Annotated in this window: 18 protein-coding genes; 5 read left to right on the top strand and 13 right to left on the bottom strand. The window is 59.6% G+C overall.

Features of this window, described 5'->3' with window-relative positions:
- Nucleotides 1-17: 17 nt before the first annotated feature.
- Together EWV35_RS08975 and ykgO are read right to left on the bottom strand one after the other, a co-directional pair.
- Entirely contained in the window at nt 18-770 is a 753-nt protein-coding gene (locus tag EWV35_RS08975) for an SDR family NAD(P)-dependent oxidoreductase (protein WP_129660750.1), read from the bottom strand.
- 184 nt (nt 771-954) lie between these two features.
- Nucleotides 955-1,077: a type B 50S ribosomal protein L36 gene (gene ykgO, locus EWV35_RS08970; RefSeq protein WP_129316372.1), complete on the bottom strand. Its 123-nt coding sequence runs from the start codon at nt 1,075-1,077 to the stop codon at nt 955-957.
- Between the two features lie 102 nt (nt 1,078-1,179).
- Between ykgO and EWV35_RS08965 the strand changes: the two genes are divergently transcribed.
- A complete protein-coding gene (locus EWV35_RS08965; protein ID WP_129660747.1) occupies nt 1,180-2,238 on the top strand; it encodes a GTP-binding protein in 1,059 nt (352 codons plus the stop codon).
- Nucleotides 2,239-2,308: 70 nt separating this feature from the next.
- Here EWV35_RS08965 and EWV35_RS08960 read toward each other — a convergent pair whose 3' ends face one another.
- From EWV35_RS08960 to EWV35_RS08925, 8 genes are all read right to left on the bottom strand, one after another.
- Entirely contained in the window at nt 2,309-3,607 is a 1,299-nt protein-coding gene (locus EWV35_RS08960; RefSeq protein WP_129660744.1) for an MFS transporter, read from the bottom strand.
- Between the two features lie 41 nt (nt 3,608-3,648).
- Nucleotides 3,649-4,869, bottom strand: a complete 1,221-nt coding sequence (locus EWV35_RS08955; RefSeq protein ID WP_129660740.1) for a M20 metallopeptidase family protein — start codon at nt 4,867-4,869, stop codon at nt 3,649-3,651.
- A 181-nt stretch (nt 4,870-5,050) separates the two neighbouring features.
- On the bottom strand, nt 5,051-6,076 hold the full coding sequence (locus EWV35_RS08950; RefSeq protein ID WP_129660737.1) for a VOC family protein: 1,026 nt from the start codon (nt 6,074-6,076) through the stop codon (nt 5,051-5,053).
- 25 nt (nt 6,077-6,101) lie between these two features.
- The gene (gene ligK / locus EWV35_RS08945) at nt 6,102-6,785 is read right to left on the bottom strand and encodes a 4-carboxy-4-hydroxy-2-oxoadipate aldolase/oxaloacetate decarboxylase (RefSeq protein WP_129660734.1); all 684 of its coding nucleotides are present in this window, start codon (nt 6,783-6,785) and stop codon (nt 6,102-6,104) included.
- Nucleotides 6,778-7,830 carry an amidohydrolase family protein gene (locus EWV35_RS08940; protein WP_129660731.1) on the bottom strand — a complete coding sequence of 351 codons (1,053 nt, stop codon included), beginning with the start codon at nt 7,828-7,830 and terminating at the stop codon, nt 6,778-6,780. The genes ligK and EWV35_RS08940 overlap by 8 nt, the downstream gene beginning before the upstream one ends.
- On the bottom strand, nt 7,827-9,014 hold the full coding sequence (locus EWV35_RS08935) for a 4-oxalomesaconate tautomerase (protein ID WP_238654329.1): 1,188 nt from the start codon (nt 9,012-9,014) through the stop codon (nt 7,827-7,829). The genes EWV35_RS08940 and EWV35_RS08935 overlap by 4 nt, the downstream gene beginning before the upstream one ends.
- Nucleotides 9,011-10,375: an MFS transporter gene (locus EWV35_RS08930; protein ID WP_238654327.1), complete on the bottom strand. Its 1,365-nt coding sequence runs from the start codon at nt 10,373-10,375 to the stop codon at nt 9,011-9,013. The genes EWV35_RS08935 and EWV35_RS08930 overlap by 4 nt, the downstream gene beginning before the upstream one ends.
- Nucleotides 10,372-11,304, bottom strand: coding sequence for an amidohydrolase family protein (locus EWV35_RS08925; RefSeq protein ID WP_129660728.1), 933 nt, complete (start codon nt 11,302-11,304; stop codon nt 10,372-10,374). The genes EWV35_RS08930 and EWV35_RS08925 overlap by 4 nt, the downstream gene beginning before the upstream one ends.
- 183 nt (nt 11,305-11,487) lie before the next feature.
- On the opposite strand from EWV35_RS08925, the gene EWV35_RS08920 reads away from it, so the two are divergent.
- Complete coding sequence (locus tag EWV35_RS08920) at nt 11,488-12,162, top strand: GntR family transcriptional regulator (RefSeq protein ID WP_129660724.1); 675 nt, start codon at nt 11,488-11,490, stop codon at nt 12,160-12,162.
- Between the two features lie 156 nt (nt 12,163-12,318).
- The gene (locus EWV35_RS08915; protein WP_129660721.1) at nt 12,319-13,677 is read left to right on the top strand and encodes an MFS transporter; all 1,359 of its coding nucleotides are present in this window, start codon (nt 12,319-12,321) and stop codon (nt 13,675-13,677) included.
- 21 nt (nt 13,678-13,698) lie between these two features.
- Here EWV35_RS08915 and EWV35_RS08910 read toward each other — a convergent pair whose 3' ends face one another.
- Nucleotides 13,699-14,193 (bottom strand): GNAT family N-acetyltransferase, encoded by a 495-nt coding sequence (locus tag EWV35_RS08910; protein WP_129660718.1) that lies wholly within the window; start codon nt 14,191-14,193, stop codon nt 13,699-13,701.
- 153 nt (nt 14,194-14,346) lie between these two features.
- On the opposite strand from EWV35_RS08910, the gene EWV35_RS08905 reads away from it, so the two are divergent.
- Nucleotides 14,347-15,468 carry an alcohol dehydrogenase catalytic domain-containing protein gene (locus tag EWV35_RS08905; RefSeq protein ID WP_129660715.1) on the top strand — a complete coding sequence of 374 codons (1,122 nt, stop codon included), beginning with the start codon at nt 14,347-14,349 and terminating at the stop codon, nt 15,466-15,468.
- A gap of 83 nt (nt 15,469-15,551) precedes the next feature.
- The gene (locus tag EWV35_RS08900) at nt 15,552-16,514 is read left to right on the top strand and encodes an aldo/keto reductase (RefSeq protein WP_129660712.1); all 963 of its coding nucleotides are present in this window, start codon (nt 15,552-15,554) and stop codon (nt 16,512-16,514) included.
- 142 nt (nt 16,515-16,656) lie between these two features.
- Here EWV35_RS08900 and EWV35_RS08895 read toward each other — a convergent pair whose 3' ends face one another.
- Both EWV35_RS08895 and dnaB read right to left on the bottom strand, forming a co-directional pair.
- The gene (locus EWV35_RS08895) at nt 16,657-17,775 is read right to left on the bottom strand and encodes a PLP-dependent cysteine synthase family protein (RefSeq protein ID WP_129660709.1); all 1,119 of its coding nucleotides are present in this window, start codon (nt 17,773-17,775) and stop codon (nt 16,657-16,659) included.
- Nucleotides 17,776-17,822: 47 nt separating this feature from the next.
- On the bottom strand, nt 17,823-19,178 hold the full coding sequence (gene dnaB, locus EWV35_RS08890; protein WP_129358255.1) for a replicative DNA helicase: 1,356 nt from the start codon (nt 19,176-19,178) through the stop codon (nt 17,823-17,825).
- Between the last annotated feature and the right edge of the window lie 84 nt (nt 19,179-19,262).

Here is a 19,262-nt window from a genome sequence, read left to right as displayed (position 1 = left end):
CAGTCCGCCCCCGCCTGTTATCTGATGGCGGCACCGGCGATTCTGAGGACCAGCTTTTTCGGCAGGAACGCGGCGCCTTGGGCGATCACGCGGTTGGTCAGTCCATCGATGAAGCTCGGCGCGTTCCGGTCCAGGGCGGACATGAGGCCGTCGGCAAGTTGCCCGGTGGTCCGCATCCGTCCGACGGAAGCAGCCCGACCCGCGTGGTCGAAGAATTCCGTTTCGGTCGGCCCAGGGCATGCGGCCAGGACGCGAACGCCGCTGGACTTCACCTCGGCCCAAAGCGCTTCGGTCAGGGAAAGGACAAGCGCTTTAGACGCCGCATAAACCGCCAGGTGAGGAACCGGCTGGTATGAGGCGGTCGAGGCGATATTGATGATCGTGCCACACCCCCGGGCCACCATTGGCTTCACGAATCGGGAGGTAAGACCCACTACGGTGAGGCAGTTCAGCCGCACCATCTGGTCCAGGACCTCGGCGTCGACGTCGACGATGTCACCGTTGAGACCGAATCCCGCGTTGTTGACCACGGTATCGATCTGCCGAGATTCGAGTTGTCCCCAGAGCTCATGGGCGGCATAGGGCTCGGAGAGATCCATTTCGAGAACCTCGACGTCGACCCCGTGCTTGTGCTGGATCTCGTCCGCGAGCGCTCGAAGACGATCGCGACGTCGGGCAACCAAGATGAGGTCATCGCCTCGGTTAGCGAATCGTTCGGCTAGTTCCGCGCCGATGCCTGATGAGGCCCCGGTGATCAAGGTGTTGGCCATTGCTGCTCCTCCTAGAATCCTCAGCCCCGATCTGCAATTCAGGACTGACCGCTTCAAGCGAGCTTCGCACACACGTCGGCCGAGTCCCACCACTGGCGGGGCTCTCCATAGCCCGTATCCCGAAAGGGCCCCGGTTCTGAGTTCGAACCGGGGCCCTTTCGACGTGTGAGTACGAGAGTCGGACCTATTTTTGGCGGCCCTTCATCCGGGGATTCTGCTTGTTGATGACGTAGATCCTCCCCTTGCGCTTGACGACCTGCGCTCCCGGCTGATTCTTCAACGATCGCAACGATGCCCTGACCTTCATATTCCTCCTTTATGCAAATGATTCTCATAAAGATAGTACAGTAGGGAAACCTGGAAGGACCAAAGATTGCGTTTCGGCATCACCGAGCAGAAGGAGCAACACATGGATACGACCACCGTGATCGCCGTCATCGGAACATGCGAGCCAGAACGGCGTCTCCATGCGCAATACCTCGCCCACGAGACAGGACAGGAGCTCATCCATGCCAAACGCTTGGGTGTTGCGATGGACCCCGTCCGGGAAGCCACTTCTGTGATCCCATGGACCCTTTCGAGCGAAGTCGTGGTGGAATACCCGATCCAGGCTCCGATTCAGGACATCATCGGTTCACTCGTCGATCCCGAGGAGCCCACCCGTTTGGGCGGCGTGGTGTGCGTTCTCGACGCAACTCATTTCTTCGGTGAGCTCAATCGTTCGGACCAAGTCGAACATCTCGAGATGCACCACGGCACGGCCTTCACGGCCATGACGGCCAGAGCACTCCTCGCTTCGCAGCACATCGAGTATTGCTCCACGGCACTCATCGTGAATTGGCAGAGGCTTCCCCCGGAAGAGCTTTCTCTGATCAAGGCCGTCATCGGTGAATTGAGCCCGCTCGCCCGCGTCGTACTCCAGGGGGACGAACAGTGGATGCGAGAACTTGCCCGCACTGATGCCAAGGGAGAAAACTCTCTACCCGATCAGCAATCGGACATCCATATTCGACCGGGCTGGGTCGCTCACCTGAACGGCCAGCACGCTTCCCGTCATCGTAATCCGCGAGTCGCCTCGATGCGCTACAGCAACCCGCGCCCGTTCCATCCGATACGTCTGAAGCAGGTTCTGGACGAGCACATCGAGCCGGGAGAGAGCGGAATCGTGGTCCGTTCCTGCGGATTCTGCCGTCTCGCAACACGCCAAGGAATCACGGCTCACTGGAGCCAAACCGGCGCAGTCATGTCCATCGAACCGCTCGCCCGTGACACCGATACCTTCACCGAACCGCTGAGTTTCGGGCAAGACATCGTCCTGACTGGGATCGACCTCCAGCCCACAGCCCTTACGCGAGCACTGGACGAGGCAACCCTCAACGACCGCGAACTACTGAGCGACCCGGAGACCTGGAGGTACATGCCGGACCCGTTCCCGGTCTGGGTCACCGCAGACGACCGGCGCGAATAGGGCCCACAGAATATGCCAATGCCCGCAGGCCCTCACCCGCGCACGGACATGAAGCCGCCCGGAAGCACTCTTACCGCAGGTCCTTGCCTTTGGTTTCGGGCAGGGTCAGAACCGTCAGAGCGGAAATGAGAAGGAAGACCATCGAGTAGATCGCGAACTTGTACGGGTCCCCCAACCAGGTGAGCACGTAACCGGCGGTGCCCCCAAAGACTGCGATCGCAATCGAGTAAGGTACGCCGAACCCGGCCGTACGCTGGTCTGTGGAGAACATTTCCGCGTACGTCGCAGGAGCATGGCTCAGGAACCCCGCCAACAAAATCAGCTGGATGCTGATGGCAAGAATCAGCTGCCAGGCTTCACCGCCGGAAGCCAGGGCGATCATCGGAATGCACAGAACCATGCTCCCGATCATCGCGATCAGAATGCACGGTTTCCGTCCGATCCTGTCTGACAACGCGCCCCATATCGGCAGAACAATAATGAACACCACGTTTCCGATCAGGGACGCGGTGAACGCGGTTTTCGAATCGTAGTTGAAGGTCGTGGTGGCAAGGGAAGCCATCGAGACCGACCATACATAGTAGGCAATCGTCAGCCCACCGGTCATCAGGATCACTTGTAGCCCGGTTCGCCAGTTCTTCAGCACGGCAATCAGGATGTTCTCCTTCTTGACCTCGTGCTGTTTCACGGCTTCCATGTGCTCGGTGAACAGCTCGGATTCCTCCATCGAAGAGCGGATCCAAATGGCGACGATGCCGAGCAACGCACCGACCAGGAAAGGCACGCGCCAACCCCAGGCGCCCATCTGGTCTTCGGTCAAGAGACCCTGCAGGATAAGACCGAGCACCAGACCGCAAATCAGACCAAGGGTTCCGGTCACGTATATCGAGCTGGCGAACAGTCCGCGCTTTTCGCGCGGTGCATGTTCTGAAAGGTAAGTTTGGGCGGCGGGCAGCTCGCCGCCGTGTGAGAGTCCCTGGATGAGACGTCCGATGAGTAACAGAGCGGAAGCGAGCCATCCCACCTGATCATAGGTGGGACAGACCGCCACGATCAGGGAACCGACCGACGCGCTCACCACGGCCAGAGTCAGCGAGCGCTTGCGCCCCCATCGATCCCCCAGGAACCCGAAGAGAAACCCGCCGAACGGACGGGCAACGAACCCGACCGCGAACACGGCCATGGTTTCGAGGAAAGCGGATTGAGGATTTTCGTCGTTGAAAACTTGGGTAGAGAAATATACCGCGAAACTCGCGTAAATATTCCAGTCGAACCATTCCAGGGCATTGCCGATTCCGGTGCCCAACAGGGTTTTTGCATGCGACTGCCGGCTCGGAGGGGGCGCGGTCGCCGTGCTCGGAGAACTCATGGTCGTCCTTTCGCGGTGTCTGACGTACGGAGTACGCGTGCTCAGGAGTTCAGACGCCGGATGGCCAACTCCGCGAGCAAGCGCGAGCAGGCGTTCAGTACCGAATCGTCATAGGTTGCGTGGGGTGAGTGATTGAATGCGGCGGTTTCCGGATCTTTGTCCGGATCGACGGCCGCCACGAAAGCAAAAGTGCCCGGGATGCGTTCGAGAATCTTGGAGAAATCCTCCGCGGCGCCGACCGGTTTCTCCAGTTCTGCCCACCGGCCGGGGAAGGCGTCCTCGGTGACCTTCGAGAGAAAGTCGGTCTCTTCGTCGTGGTTGGTTGTGACCGGGTACAGCTTCTTGGTCTCAATCTCGCACGTGGTTCCGTGGGCAGATACGATGCCCTCGAAGAGCCGGACGAGATTCTGCAGGAGGCGCTCACGAGTTGCGGTGTCGAAGGCCCGCAACGTGAATTTTGCGGTTGCGTGATCCGGAATCACGTTGGCCGCCGAGCCTCCGACCAGGCTTCCGCAGGTCACGACCACCGGATTGAAAACGTCGAACTCCCGGGTGACCAGAACGTGGGACTGAGTCACCATCTCCGCGGCCACCGGGACCGGGTCCAATGCCTTGTGAGGTGCGGAGCCGTGCCCGCCCACTCCGTGCACACGAACAATGATCGTGTCCGAGGAGGCCATCAGGGCTCCCGGTTTGGAGGTGATGGTTCCCTGCGCATATTGCGCGGACCACACGTGCAAACCATATGCGTGATCCGGCAGGCGCCCTGCCGATTCGAGGAGCCCTTCGTCGATCAGATATTGCGCGCCGTCCCACCCTTCTTCGCCGGGTTGAAGGAAGAAGACGACGTCGCCGGCAAGCTCCTCCCGGACGGCGTGCAATGCCCGGGCAGCACCGATGATGCCGGCCATATGCATATCGTGCCCGCAACCGTGCATGGCTCCATTGGTCGAAGCCCAGGTCAGACCCGTCTCCTCGGCGACGGGAAGAGCATCCATGTCGGCGCGCAGCAACACGATCGGTCGTTTCTCGAGCGGCGTCTTGGCTCCCGCTCCACCCCGCAGAACCGCCGTGAAACCGGAAACCTCGCGGGCGTCCGTGATTTCCATTCCCAGCGACTCGAATTCCTGGCGAACCCGGGTGTTGGTCTGCGGCAAGTGGAGACCGGGTTCGGGGATCTGGTGCAGTTCCCTGCGCAGAGAGATGATCTCGGCTTCGTTGCTCGCGATGATGGCGGCGATCTGTTCGGACAAGGAAGACATGATGTGGCGAAATTCCTTTCGTCGGCGGAGGAACACCATATAAGCCGCCGGTTTTTATGATCGACGACTCACATGGTCGTGTTCCAGGCTACTCCCGCTGCAATTCCAGCCCTCATCGAATCGCTTAACAAGATGCAAGCCAGGCTCGCCACGGTCTTTCTTCCTCGGCACCGTACCGTGGTCAGTCCGTATAGACCTCCTTGACCTCTTCGTGCTTGATGCCTTCCATTGCTTCGCGGTCGATCTGTTCCTGGTTCTCGACATAGGGGGTTCCGTGAGTGTGGAAAGTAGGCACGGTCTTCATACCCCATGCTTGGCCCTTGGCCCGTTCGGCTTCCGTCCACTCGACAACCGGCCAGTCGGGGTCGAGAATCAGACGCGCTCCGGCGTTGGCCAATTCGATGCGGTTGCCGCCGGGCTCCCACACGTACAGGAAAAACGTCTGGTTGATGGCATGCTTGTACGGCCCGTACTCAATGAAGATGCCGTTCTCCAGGAAGATGTCCGCGGCTTTCAGAATGTCCTCGCGGGTATCCGGGGAGAAGGCAAGGTGGTGGAATCGACCGCGCTCACCCGTCCAGTCATCGGAGTAGACCACGTCATAGGACTTCTGATGGAATCTGAACCACCAAGCACCGTATCCGCCGGAATCCAACCGAACTCTCTCGGACTCACGGGCCTTCATGACGTCGCGCCAGAATTCCCCTGCGGCATTGACGTCACTGGCGAGATAGTTGATGTGGTCCAGACGCCGTGCGTTGACTCCTCGACCCGGGAAGGCGGAAGCCTGGTTCTTGAGCGCCGGATGGTCCTCAAGGTCCGGAACATAGTGCTCGGTCTCGTAGTAAATGGCCATGAGGTGCCCGTCCGGATCCTCGAATTCGTAGGAACGCCCCACACCGACCTCGGGCTCCTTCCACCCGTGTCCCAAACCCGTGGCTTCGATCGCAGCGACGCGACGTTCGAGCGCTTCTGGGCTCGAAGCCCTGTAGAGGGTCCTGCCGACACCGTTCGTGCTGGACGCGGTGAGCTTGATCGTGTAGTTCTCGTACTCGTCCCAACACCTCAGATACGCGGAATCATCGACGCGAGCGATCACGCGCATCGCCAGCAGATCCCGGAAGAACCAGAGGCTCTCCTCGAATTTGGGGGTCAACAGTTCGACGGCTCCCACATGTGAGAGGTCGAAATTCTCCATCTCGGCCATGAGATGTCCTTTCTCTTGCCGGCGGTCAGTCCAGGTAGGTAAGTCCGGCCGCTTCTAGCGGCTCGCGCATCGAGTAGAGGTCGAGTCCCAGGGTTCCTTCTCTGAACTTCTGGCGTTTCTCCTCTTCCCGGTCTTCACGCTCTTGGGCGGCACGGACCACTTGCTTCACACGGTCCTTCGGGACGACGACCACGCCGTCGTGGTCGGCTGCCACCACGTCGCCTGGGTGGATGAGCGCATTCGCGCACACGACGGGGACGTTGACGGAACCGAGTGTGGCCTTGATGGTTCCTTTCGAGTGAATCGCTCGGGCGAAGACCGGAAAGTCCATCTCTTCGAGTTCTTTCGTGTCCCGGCAGCCGCCGTCGATGACGAGGCCCTTGGCTCCCTGGGCGCGCATCGACGTCGCCAGCAGCTCTCCGAAGAATCCGTCTTCGCTCTCGGTCGTGCAACCGGCGACGACAATATCCCCTTCCTGTACCTGTTCCGCGGCAACGTGCAACATCCAGTTGTCGCCCGGCTGAAGCAAGACCGTCACTGCCGGACCACACAACTTCGCCGAGGGATAAATGGGCCGGATGTAGGGGCGCATGAGCCCCACACGCCCCATGGCCTCGTGGATCGTGGGTACTTCGAACGCGCTGAGCGCTTCGACATCCTTCGCGTCGGGGCGCTCAATGGCGGTGTGAACGACTCCAAGATCAAACATGAGGTACTTTCCCTTTCTCTTCGGTTGCTGCTTTCTGACCGATACGGCGGTCCAACCTCTTATAGACCTTCCGAACATTGCGTTCGTAGATGTCTGCACGTTCCTCATCGTTCAACTGCGACGCTGCAATGTAGCGGGCCGTATCGTCGAAATAGTGACCCGTTTCGGGGTCCTCGCCCCGTACGGCCCCGATCATTTCCGAGGCGAACAGGACGTTCTGAGGCGGGATGACGGAGAGGAGCTCGTCAATACCGGGCTGGTGATAGACGCAGGTGTCAAAGAAAACGTTGTTCAGCAAGTGCTCATCCAGAGTCGGTTTTCCGAGCGATTGCGCCAAACCTCGGAAACGCCCCCAGTGGTAAGGGACCGCTCCACCGCCATGAGGAATGACGAGTTTCAGATCGGGGAAACGAGAAAACAAATCGCCCTGGATCAGTTGCATCACGGCCGTGGTGTCGGCGTTGAGATAGTGGGCGCCCGTCGTGTGGAAAGCGGGATTGATCGACGTCGAGACGTGAATCATTGCGGGCAGTTCGTGTTCGATCAATTTCTCGTAGATCGGGAACCATGATTCGTCCGTGAGCGGCGGTGAGGTCCAATGACCGCCCGAGGGATCAGGGCTGAGGTTGACCGCGACGATGTCGTGTTCTTCCACGCATCGATCGATTTCCGCAACACATGTTTCGGGGTCGGTTCCGGGCGATTGGGGCAGCATCGCAGCAGGAACGAAACGCTCGGGGTAAAGTCTTGCGACTCTCGCGCAAAGGTCGTTGCAGATGCGCGCCCACACCGAGGAGGTTTCGAAGTCTCCAATGTGATGCGCCATGAAGGAGGCTCTGGGAGAGAAGACCGTGAGATCGATTCCACGCTCGTCCATGAGGCGGAGTTGGTTGCTCTCGATACTTTCACGGATCTCTTGGTCAGTGATCGAAGGCCCATTCGGATCGGGTTCGGGACCGCCATCGAGCGCGGCGATCTGTTGTTCTCTCCACTGCCCCAGAGCCGCGGGGGCCGTCGTGTAGTGGCCATGGCAATCGATGATCATGATGTTCTCTCTTCCGTTTCCACTTGTCCGTCTGCGGGATCCCACACAGCCCGGGGTACGTATACGTGTCCTGACATCAGCAGGCGCGCTGTCCGGGTAATGCCTGCGCGCTGTACGTGACCGTTTTCGGAAAGCTCCAGGTCAACGAGGAATTCGCCGCTGGGATGCTCGATCGATACGACGCGTTCGAGCCCATCACCGGGTGCCGCCAGTCCGCGGGCCACACTTCCGTCCATGCACACGGCCGTCGCGACGGTCACCGCCGCCAGAACCCCTATGGACTCATGAGCCACGTGAGGTATGAAGCACCTCGTGGACAGTGCACCTCCATTGCGGGGTTCCGCGATGAGGGTCATTTTGGGGTAGCTCTTGTCCCTTACGTCTCCCAAACCCATGTGCTCTGCGCTCTTCAACCGCAATTCTTCGAGGAGAGCTTTCAAGTCGGCGTCCTCATTGAGCTCGGTCGGCTCCTCGTAGCCTGACCGCGCCACGTCACGCGCACGGACAAGGACCATGGGTTGGCCGTTGTCGATCATGGTCGTCTCGAGTTCCTGTCCGGAGTCCAGAACAACGATGTCGCGCTCGTTCCCCGTCGGCAGGAGCGCCGATGCCACCGAACCTTCGGTGTCGCGGAACATGATCTCGATCGGGGAGGCAGTTCCACCGACTCCGTCGATCGCGGTATCTCCTTCGTACGCGACCTCGAAGTCCTGACGGTTTTGGCCGTCGGTCCGTGGAGTACGCACGGTGATCTCGGCGACCAATCCGGTATTGAGGGTTCGAACCACCGCGGTTGTTGTCTCGTCTGAAGGTCTGATGAGTCCGGTTTCCAGCGCATAGGGAACCACTGCCGAGAGCATGTTCCCGCAGTTCGCGGTGGTCTGGACACCCGTATTGCCTGGTTGAAGCTGTACGAAGGTGAAGTCGAGGTCCACACCGTCATCGTCAGAGGTACTCACAATTCCGGCCTTGCTCGTCAACGGGTGTCCCCCGCCCAACCCATCCACTTGAAGAGGATGGGGACTGCCCATCACAGCGGTCAGTACGCGGTCCCGGAGATCCAGCTCGGCAGGGAGATCGGGTGCGTAGAAGAACGGTCCTCGCGATGTCCCGCCACGCATGAACAGTGCGGGGATGGCTGTCTGGGAACCGGACGCCATATTGTATTCCTCGATATTGGTCACAGTGATGACTCCTCACTAGCCATTTCCGGTTGGTCGGTAGGTCGAACCCGAGTTTTCCGGCCGAACAGGGCCAAAACAATCGCTCCGAAAATCCAGGTTCCGGCGATGAAGAAGAAAACGGAGGAGTACCCCGAGGACCCATAGATTGCTGCAATGATCAACGGCCCGAGTGCGTTCGAGAGTCGCCCTATCCCGTATGAGATGCCAGTTCCCAACGAACGGGTCCTGGTATCGAAGAGTTCGGGAGAGTATGCGTACGCAAATGACGTGTATCCGCGTTCGAACATATTCACCAAGAATCCGAAGACGACGATCATGATCGGATTGAAGGTCAACCCGTACAGCAGCCCACACAGACCGATGACGACGCCGAAGATCACGAGCAACCATTTGCGCTCGAATTTGTCGGTGATCAGCGCCGCCAGGAGGGAACCGAGGGGCGCGCCGACAGTCGTCAACGCCACGTAGAAAATTGACTTCTCGACCAGGAAACCTTGATCGGCCAGCAAAGTCGGGGCCCAACTGGAATAGCCGAAGAACCCCACGGTCTGCGTGATCCACAGGATGGACAGAACGAGCAGAGGTCCGATGTATCGCTTGCGGAACAGCGTTCGAAGCGGAGTGTTCTCCGAGCGCCTCACTTCCTCTTGGGGTGGGGCCGGCGCAGGTATGGATACGCCGGTTGCCGCTACCTGTTCCTCCATGCGCCGCAAAACGTCTTCGGCTTTTGTCAGCTTGCCTTTGCTCTCGAGCCAGGTCGGGGATTCCACGAGGGCCTTGAAGCCGAAAATGAGAATGGCACCGAGCGAACCCCACAGATAAACCAACCGCCAGCTGGAGTCGCTCAGCGGAACCACGAAGCTGGCAATAAATGTGGTCACGGGCGTTCCACAGATTCCAATGACCATCGCGTACGCCAAGTACCGCCCGCGGACTTTGGCCGGAAAAACCTCATTGACGTAGATAACGGCGATGACCGTCATGGCCGATAATCCGGCCGAGGTGAGGAATCTGAGGGTGGCCATTGAGGTGAAGTCCCAAGCCGCAGCGGTCAACAGGGAAAACACCGAGAACCACACCGTAGTACTGATCAACGCAAACTTGCGTCCCCACTTGTCGGCCAACCAACCACCGACCAGAGATCCCAGGAACATGCCGACGAAGGCGATTGAGGTTATATAGCCGATCTGGGGCACCGACAACCCCCAGACCCGTCTGAGCTCAGGTGCCGTGGCGGCGAAGGTATTGATGTCGGCGAACTCGAAAAAGTATGCAACCGCGATCAGAGCGATCATGGTCTTATGGAACCGGGAGACGGGCAGTCGGTTGATCCGATTGATCGAATTTGCTGTCTGCATCATTCCCCGTTTCGTAGGACATCGCCCACCCAGTAGAGGTTTCTCGGGTTGTCGACCAACAAGGCTTGCTGGGCTCGATCCGTTCCTGCAATTAGAGGTATGTAATTGAGGAGCACGGCATCGTCCGGCATGTGCGTTTTCAGGTTGGGATGCGGCCAATCGGTCCCCCACAGGACTCGCTGCGGGAACTCGTCAATGACTCGCCGTGCGAAGGGCACGACGTCGGTGTAGATCTCCTCGGCACCGTTTCGGGCGAATGGGCCCTCCACCGATAGGCGTTCGGGACAACTCACTTTGACCCAGGAACCGGTTCTGTCGACAAAACTCAAGAATTTTTCGAATTCGGAAGACTTTTCTCCTGCGGAGACCTTGGGCCTTCCCATGTGGTCGATGACCAGAGGGACGTCGATCTTCTCCAGCAGCGCCTCGATGTCCGGCAGCGAATCCGGCTCGAAGTACACCACGATATGCCAGCCGAATTCTTTGATCTTCGAGGCGACCGTCATCAGGTCCTCGGACGGATCCTTGGCAACCAGTCGCTTGAGAAAATTGAACCTCACGCCTCGAATACCGCGCTCGTGCATCGCTGCGAGATCCTGCTGAGTAATGTCGGGCCCTACCGTGGCCACTCCACGGGCAGTATCTCCGAAGAAATCGAGCGCGTCGAGCAACGCCGAGTTGTCGCGGCCGTGGCAGGTCGCTTGGACGATCACGTTCCGTGAAAGACCGAGATTCTCCCGCAATCGTCGCAGATCCTGCTTCCCCGCATCGCACGGCGTGTACTTCCGTTCGGGCGCATAGGGGAACTCTGCCGCTGGGCCGAATACGTGACAATGAGCGTCCACCGCCCCCGGCGGCATCACGAAGGTTGGATTGCTGAGGTTGCGTTCCCAATCAAGCCAGCCCGGAGTCTTGGCAAAGGTTTCAGGCATCTGAGCTGACCTCCTTGTCATGGGGATTACCCCGCAGATGCGATGTGGATTACACGAGCGTACATCGTAAACCTTATTGTTTACAATTCTGCCAACTATTGAGCGTTGCGCGCGGTAGACTGGAGTGATCTGAGAAATTGTGCGACCAGAAGGAGAGCCGCCTTGCCGGAGGACAGCTCAGCTGTGACAAAAACGGAACATGCCCCTGGAAGCACAGGACGCGCCCCGTCCACCTCAGCCCCACAGCTGGTCAGCCTGCTACGAGAGGCGATCATCTCCGGCCAGTTGGTTCCCAACCAGCGGCTTGTCGAGGCCGATTTGTCCGAAGAATATGGCGCTTCACGCGGCAATGTTCGCATCGCCCTCTCCGAGCTGAGCGTCGAGGGCTTGGTCGAGCGCGTTCAGAATAGAGGGGCCCGAGTACGAGCCGTATCTGTCAACGAAGCCGTGGAAATCACCGAGGTTCGTGGCGCGATCGAGGCCATGTGCGCCAGGAAGGCCGCCGAAAAGGCGACCAGTGAGAACATCCGCGAACTGCGCTCCATTGCGGAACGGATGACCCAGGCGGTCGAGAAGGGACTTCTCAATGAATACTCACAGTGCAATAAAGAACTCCACGCGCTGATCATGGAAATGAGCGAGCAACGGACCGCCGCCGAAACCATCAAACGACTGCGCGGTCAGGCCGTGAGGTACCAATTCAGACTCTCGAACCACCCGGGCCGCCCGAGCACATCCTTGCCCCAGCACCTTGCGATCATCGAGGGTATATGCACCCACGATCCTGACGCCGCCTCACTGGCGATGAGTCGTCATCTCGACAGCGTCGCGGAGGCCATCAGGTCCACCGATATCTGAACTCACCGTGAGCGTTCATATAGTTAACTAAATTGTTGACAATATTCATGTGTCCTGGTTCACTGATCTTCGATGCGAACCTCTGGCGTGCCACGTGGGAGGACTCGTGTCCCCAGGGCCTCGAGGAGGAGGCTCATGTATTGAAGGGGATCTCTCATGAAGACTCACGACCTTGCGCCGCGCACACAGCGAATCACCAACAACAGGGCCTTCACCATAGTTCTGTCCCTGTGCTGGGTAGCCATCTTCTTCGATGGCATCGACACGTTCATGTACGGGTCGACCATCCCGACCATGACGGCCGACGATGACTTCCACATGACGGCCGCGCACGCCGGAAATATCGGTTCCTTCGCGACCTTCGGCATGTTAGTGGGCGCCCTGGTCATCGGCGTCATCGCGGATACGATCGGACGACGCTGGAGCATCATTCTGTGCTCGGCGATCTTTTCGGTTTCTTCAGCAGGGTGCGCCCTTGCCGCCACCGCCATGACATTCGGGGTATGGCGCACAATCGCCGGCTTCGGGCTCGGCGGACTGCTTCCGACGGCCATCGCGATGGTCTCCGAATTTGCCCCTGATCGCGTACGGAACTTCTCCGTTGGCCTCGTGATGACCGCGCACCAAGCCGGCGGCATCGTCGCGCCCTTGTTGTGCCTGTACATGTTGCCCACATTGGGATGGCGGTCGATCTACTGGGTCGGCGTCCTCCCCTTGATTGTGCTGGTGCCACTGGTTCTTGCGATATTGCCTGAATCGCCCACATTCCTCGTCGCCAAGGGCCGCATGGACAGGGCACGAGCCCTCGCGGAACGCTTCGACCTGATCGTCCCCCTCGAAAAAACGACCATCAAGAAACGCGGCGGGAATTTCGGCCAGAACTTCGCCAAGTTGTTCCGTGGACGCAACGCCGTCGTGACGCTCTTGTTCTGGCTCGGATCATTCGGCGGACTTCTTCTGGTCTACGGTATGAGCACGTGGCTGCCGTCGCTGATGGAATCCCTGGGGTTCGATCTCGGAAACTCTCTGGTGCTGTTGTGCCTTATCAACGCGGGCGGAATTGTGGGTACGCTCGTTGCCGGCAAGATATCGGACAAATGGGGGCCGGTTCGGGTCTCGATGCTGTGGTTTTTCCTCACGGCGGTCGGTGTCTGCGCCATGGGTATCAAATCGACCATGTTGGTCACGTACGTTCTGGTCTTCGTCACCGGAATCTTCTTGTTCAGCGCGCAGATCATGATCTATGCGGCTGTCTCTCACGTGTTCCCGACGGAGTCCCGCGCCACTGCGCTTGGACTCACGACAGGCATGGGTCGGTTCGGTGCAGTGTTCGGTCCGTGGATGGGTGGGCAGCTCTTCGCTCTCGGCCTGGAAAAGTGGGGCTTCGTCGCCTTCGGCATTTTCGGGGTCACTTCAGGAGTCATGATGCTCCTGATCTATCTGGTCCTGCGAATCCACGGTGGAAAGACCAAAGAGGCCACGGAAGCGGAGAACATCGTCATCCAGGCAGGATAGACACACGGCCCGCGGGGATCGTCACGACTGGGCGAACTTCTCCAGCGCGTCCCCGGTCAACCTGTACGTTTCCCATTCGTCCTGGGGGAAGGCGCCCAAGCTCTTGTAGAAGCCGATCGACGGCTCGTTCCATTTCAGGACGCACCATTCGACGCGCTTGTATCCTCGATCTATGGCCGTCTGGGCCAGGCTGCGCAATAACGCCTTACCAGCGCCGGAGCCCCGGGAATCTTCACGAACGAAGAGATCCTCCAGATAGATTCCGTGAACTCCTTCCCAGGTCGAGTAGTTCAGGAACCACAGGGCGAAGCCGTCGATTCGATGACCCGAATCCTCAGGCGCTTCGGCAACGTACACAAAAACGGCCGGATGTTCAGCAAAAACGTCGCTCGCCAGCTTGTCCTCGGTAAGGTTCACGGCATCCGGCTCTTTTTCGTACACCGCAAGGTCCACGATGAGCTGACGGATTTCCGCGATGTCCTCCGGAACGGCTGAACGAATGACGGGACTCGACATATTGACCTCTGTGATTGATGAGTACTGAGCTTGCAGAATATCGGACCCGTAAGGGCCTCTACCAATTCGCCCGGCCCATCATTGTGTGCTGAGCACCCCGGTTTCACGGGAGTAACGTGTGACGTGGAACAACACAGCCAATGGAGGAAAAGCATGAAAATCCGTGGAGCCGTGCTCACAACGTCCGACACCCAGGGACCATTCGCCCAGTCGCGCCCTCTGCACATCCGCGAGCTCGAATTGGATCCGCCCCAAGAAGGCGAAGTTCTGCTCCGCATGACCGCAGCGGGCGTTTGCCATTCCGATCTGTCCGTCGTGGACGGCAACCGCCCCCGCCCCGTGCCGATGCTGCTGGGTCACGAGGGCGCGGGGATCGTGGAAGAAATCGGCAAAGGAGTCACCGAACTGGAGCCCGGCGACCACGTCGTCACCGTGTTCCTACCTCGATGCGGAGAGTGCAAGAACTGCCAAACCAACGGCAAGCTGCCGTGCAGCCGAGGCCTGGAATCGAATAACGCCGGATATCTTCCCGGCGGCGGCCCACAGATTCGCCTCCACGATCCCGAGGGCGGCGACGTCTTCCATCACATTGGGGTTTCGGCTTTCGCCACACATGCCGTCGTCAACCAGGCGAGCGTGGTCAAGGTTGGTTCGGACCTTCCGCCGGAAGCGGCCGCTCCTCTCGGGTGCGCGGTTTTGACCGGCGGAGGCGCCGTCATCAATGCGGGCGAACCTCGGGACGGCGACTCGATCATGGTCGTGGGACTCGGTGGGGTAGGGATTGCCGCCTTGATCACCGCCATCGGCCTCAAGAAGGGCAGTGTCATTGGGGTGGACGCCAATCCGGACAAACTGACGCGAGCCCTTCAGTTGGGGGCCGATGCCGTGTATGCCCCCGAGGAAATCATGGAACAGTCGATCAGGGCCGACCTCGTGATCGAAGCGGCCGGTCATCCCAAGGCATTCGAGACCGCGTTCAATGCCACGGCGTTGGGCGGACGCACAGTCACGGTGGGGTTGCCTCACCCCGAGGCAGAATCTGTCATCCATCCCCTGTTGCTGACTTCGGAAGCGCGCACCGTCGTCGGCAGTTACCTCGGATCCGCGGTACCGTCCCGCGATATCCCAAAATACGAGGAGTTGTGGAGGAAGGGTGAGCTGCCCGTGAACGAACTGATTTCCAACCGGATCAAGCTGGAGGACATCAACGAAGCCATGGACACGTTGGCCAGCGGCCAGGCCGTCCGCCAAATCATCCTCTTCGACGACGCGTAGTTTCCGGAGGATCCGGAATATTTGTTGTGCGCCACACCGTTGTGCCCCGTGAAAGACGTAGTTTCTGGTTATAAGGAGTATCCATGGCTGAGCTCAAGCGCATCCCCCGTACCGACATTTCCGTTTTCCCCATCAATCTGGGTGGAAACACCTTCGGTTGGACTTCGGACCGGCAGCAGTCTTTCGACGTTTTGGATGCCTTCGTGACCGCGGGCGGCAATTTCATCGATACGGCAGACGTCTATTCCGCATGGGCCGAAGGTCACTCGGGCGGTGAATCAGAGACGGTACTCGGCGAGTGGTTGAAGGCTCGGGACAACAGGAGCGACATCATCATCGCGACCAAGGCAGGCAGTCACCCTGAGCATTCCGGTCAGGCTCGTGAAACAGTGTTTGCGGCTATCGATGACTCGTTGAAGAGGCTCCAAACCGACTACGTGGACCTGTTCTACGCGCACTTCGACGACGAATCCGTCTCGATCGAGGACCAGGCCAGAACCTACCACGAGATTGTGGAGTCGGGTAGGGCAAAGAACATCGGTCTGTCGAATTACAGCCCCGAACGGATGAACCGCTGGTTCGAATACGCGACGACCGAGGGCCTGACCGTGCCCGTAGCAATTCAGCCTCACTACAATTTGCTCAAACGCAAGGACTTCGAACAGGAGTATGCCCCGATCGCTCGCAAGTACGATACGGCGGTGTTCCCATACTTCGCATTGGCTTCGGGGTTCCTCAGCGGCAAGTATCACGGCAAGAGCGACCTCGAAGGCGCAGCCCGCAAGAGCATGATCGATGACTACTTTGCGGACGCGAGCCTCGACAGCGGGGTCGAGGTCGTATCCGCGCTGGAAGAAGTGGCGGCGAATCACGACGCCGAGGTCACGAGCGTGGCCCTGGCATACCTGCTCGCGAAGGGGGTCACGGCTCCAATCGCCTCCGCTCGCAACACTGACCAATTTCCGGCCGTGTTGGCGGCGGCGTCCCTCGGTCTGGACGACGCCGAAGTAGCCCACCTCGATGAGGTCTCGTCGCCCTTCGCCTGATCCTGCTGGGCTGCTCTCCGGATCGACGCCCGCGCTTTCCGTGTCTCGAGCCGAACTGGTTGCATTGGGTGGCGATTCCCTGCGCCCCCCACAACGCGGTGACCGCTCATGACTCGCCGCGGGTACCCGAGGCCAAATAGAGCTAGAGCCGGCCCGTACGCATGAATTCGTCGAGCCGCGCACTATGGACCCCGACGTCGAACCCCGCATCGTTCAGCCAATCGGCGTTGTAGTACTTGTCGAGGTAGCGGTCGCCTGAATCGCAAATGAGGGAGACGACGCTGCCGCTCTCCCCCGCGATCACCATATCCGAGACGATCTTCAGGGCGGCATAGAGCCCGGTGCCCGTTGAGCCGCCCGCTTTGCGCCCGATGAGCCGTTCGAGTAGAAGGATCGCCGCAACACTGGCGGCGTCTGGGATGTGCATCATACGGTCGATGCTCGCGGGCATGAAGCTGGCCTCAACACGCTGACGACCGATTCCCTCGATCCGCGAGCCCTTGTCCGTGGTCGCATCCGGGTTCTGGTCCCGCCATCCGGCAAAGAAGGCCGAGTTGTCCGGGTCCGCTACGCAGATGCCCGTCGACCGCCCGGTGTATCGAACGTACCTGGCCAGCGTGGCCGACGTACCGCCGGTACCCGCGGTAGCCACGATCCATGCGGGCTCGGGATGCGGCTCCAGCCGGAGCTGGTTGAAAATCGATTCGGCGATGTTGTTGTTGCCTCGCCAGTCGGTGGCCCTCTCGGCGTAGGTGAATTGATCCATGTAGTGCCCGTCCGTTTCGCGGGCCAGCTCCGTGGCCCTGGCATAGACCTGGTCGGGGCTGTCCACAAAGTGGCATTTTCCGCCATAGGACTCGATCAGCTCTACCTTACGAGCGCTCGTCGTCTTCGACATTACGGCGAAGAAGGGGACGCCGATCAGGCGGGAGAAGTAGGCCTCCGAGACGGCGGTCGATCCGCTGGACGCCTCGACCACGGGTCTGTTCGGGCGGATCCATCCGTTGCACAGGGCATGCAGGAATAAGGACCGTGCCAGCCTGTGTTTGAGGGACCCCGTCGGGTGGCTGGATTCGTCCTTGAGGTACAGGTCGATGCCCCACTTTTCGGGCAGCGGTACACGGATCATGTGTGTGTCGGCCGAGCGCTGAGCATCGGCCTGCACCGCCTTGATGGCCTCGGCGGTCCAGCGTCGGGTGTCATTGCTGTACCGGTTGATGTCTTCAACCACGGTCATTGAACCGGGATTCTGAGCAGTCATGGGGTTGTCCCTCCGTGTGGTTGGGTCACGCAGTGCAGGTCACCTACCTAGAAACCGCTCCCGTCGTTGGCCATATTCGCGAACCTGGAGTAGTGGCCTTGGAATGCGACGGTAATGGTCTTGGTCGGACCGTTACGGTGCTTCGCCACGATCACGTCGGCCTCTCCGGCTCGCGGTGATTCCTTGTCGTAGATGTCCTCGCGGTGCAGGAGGATGACCATGTCGGCGTCCTGCTCGATCGAACCGGATTCACGAAGATCCGAAATCATGGGTTTCTTGTCATTACGTTGTTCCGAACCACGGTTGAGCTGCGACAGCGCAATTACCGGAACTTCGAGTTCTTTCGCAAGAAGTTTCAACGAACGCGAGAACTCCGAGACCTCCTGCTGACGGGATTCAACGCGTTTGCCCGAGGACATGAGCTGCAAGTAGTCCAGGACCACCAGCTGAAGGTTGTTCTTTTGCTTCAGCCGACGGCACTTGGCGCGAATCTCCATCATGGACATATTCGGCGAATCGTCAATGAACAGCGGGGACTTGTCCATTCGCCCCATGACCTCGGCGATCTTCGACCACTGGCTGTCTTCCAGAGAACCTCGTCGCAAGTCGGAAAGGTTCAGGGACGCCTCGGCGGACAAGAGACGCATTGCGATCTCATTGCGGGACATCTCCAAAGAGAAAATCACGCTGGCCATGCTGTGGTGGATGGATGCCGACCGCGCGATGTCCAAGGCGAGCGTTGACTTGCCCACGGCGGGTCGTGCCGCGACGACGATCATTTGACCGCCCATCAAACCGTGTGTGAGTTCATCCAACTCGTAGAAGCCCGTCGGCACGCCCTGCATCCCGTCGGTCTTGTCCCCATTGGCTTCGATCTCCTCGACCGTCTCACCGATGATGTCCTTGAGGATCACGTAATCTTCGGAAGTTCTTCTCTCGGCAACTTGATAGACCTCGGCCTGGGCCTGGTTGACGACGTCGTCGACCTCGCCATCTTGCGAATAGCCCAATTGGACGATTTTGGTGCCGGCTTCGACGAGCCGCCGCAGTACGGCCCGCTCTCGAACGATGTCGGCGTAGAACCCGGCGTTTGCGGCGGTGGGCACCGAAGAAATCAGGGTATGGAGATAGGCGGCCCCGCCAACGCGACTCAATTCACTACGCTTAGTCAGTTCATCAGCGACCGTAATGGCGTCGGCCGGCTCCCCCTTGCCGTAAAGATCGATGATCGCGTCGTATATGGACTCGTGCGCCGGGCGATAGAAATCCACGCCGCGTAGTACTTCAACGACGTCGGCGATGGCGTCCTTGGACAGCATCATGCCGCCGAGCACAGACTGCTCCGCGACATTGTCCTGGGGCGGGGTGCGCCCGAAATCCTGTTCCTGGACCGCTTCAGACATCGATGTTGGTCTCCTCTTCTCGGCCGGTACGGCCAAGACTACGTACTCGGTTGGTCTTCATACTGCCGGAATCTCTGTACAGTG

It is taken from the genome of Rothia uropygialis (genome assembly GCF_004137765.1).
Taxonomy (GTDB): Bacteria; Actinomycetota; Actinomycetes; order Actinomycetales; family Micrococcaceae; genus Rothia.
This window is presented reverse-complemented; position numbering and strand designations above follow the sequence as displayed.

Bases quoted from the DNA above. Each gene is read 5' to 3' on its own strand.
- EWV35_RS08910 (WP_129660718.1), bottom strand. From the start codon at position 14,193: ATGTCGAGTCCCGTCATTCGTTCAGCCGTTCCGGAGGACATCGCGGAA.
- ykgO (WP_129316372.1), bottom strand. From the start codon at position 1,077: ATGAAGGTCAGGGCATCGTTGCGATCGTTGAAGAATCAGCCGGGAGCG.
- EWV35_RS08950 (WP_129660737.1), bottom strand. From the start codon at position 6,076: ATGGCCGAGATGGAGAATTTCGACCTCTCACATGTGGGAGCCGTCGAA.
- EWV35_RS08925 (WP_129660728.1), bottom strand. From the start codon at position 11,304: ATGCCTGAAACCTTTGCCAAGACTCCGGGCTGGCTTGATTGGGAACGC.
- EWV35_RS08960 (WP_129660744.1), bottom strand. From the start codon at position 3,607: ATGAGTTCTCCGAGCACGGCGACCGCGCCCCCTCCGAGCCGGCAGTCG.
- EWV35_RS08930 (WP_238654327.1), bottom strand. From the start codon at position 10,375: ATGATGCAGACAGCAAATTCGATCAATCGGATCAACCGACTGCCCGTC.
- EWV35_RS08940 (WP_129660731.1), bottom strand. From the start codon at position 7,830: ATGATCATCGATTGCCATGGCCACTACACGACGGCCCCCGCGGCTCTG.
- EWV35_RS08895 (WP_129660709.1), bottom strand. From the start codon at position 17,775: ATGACTGCTCAGAATCCCGGTTCAATGACCGTGGTTGAAGACATCAAC.
- dnaB (WP_129358255.1), bottom strand. From the start codon at position 19,178: ATGTCTGAAGCGGTCCAGGAACAGGATTTCGGGCGCACCCCGCCCCAG.
- EWV35_RS08965 (WP_129660747.1), top strand. From the start codon at position 1,180: ATGGATACGACCACCGTGATCGCCGTCATCGGAACATGCGAGCCAGAA.
- EWV35_RS08975 (WP_129660750.1), bottom strand. From the start codon at position 770: ATGGCCAACACCTTGATCACCGGGGCCTCATCAGGCATCGGCGCGGAA.
- EWV35_RS08900 (WP_129660712.1), top strand. From the start codon at position 15,552: ATGGCTGAGCTCAAGCGCATCCCCCGTACCGACATTTCCGTTTTCCCC.
- EWV35_RS08955 (WP_129660740.1), bottom strand. From the start codon at position 4,869: ATGTCTTCCTTGTCCGAACAGATCGCCGCCATCATCGCGAGCAACGAA.
- EWV35_RS08905 (WP_129660715.1), top strand. From the start codon at position 14,347: ATGAAAATCCGTGGAGCCGTGCTCACAACGTCCGACACCCAGGGACCA.
- EWV35_RS08915 (WP_129660721.1), top strand. From the start codon at position 12,319: ATGAAGACTCACGACCTTGCGCCGCGCACACAGCGAATCACCAACAAC.
- ligK (WP_129660734.1), bottom strand. From the start codon at position 6,785: ATGTTTGATCTTGGAGTCGTTCACACCGCCATTGAGCGCCCCGACGCG.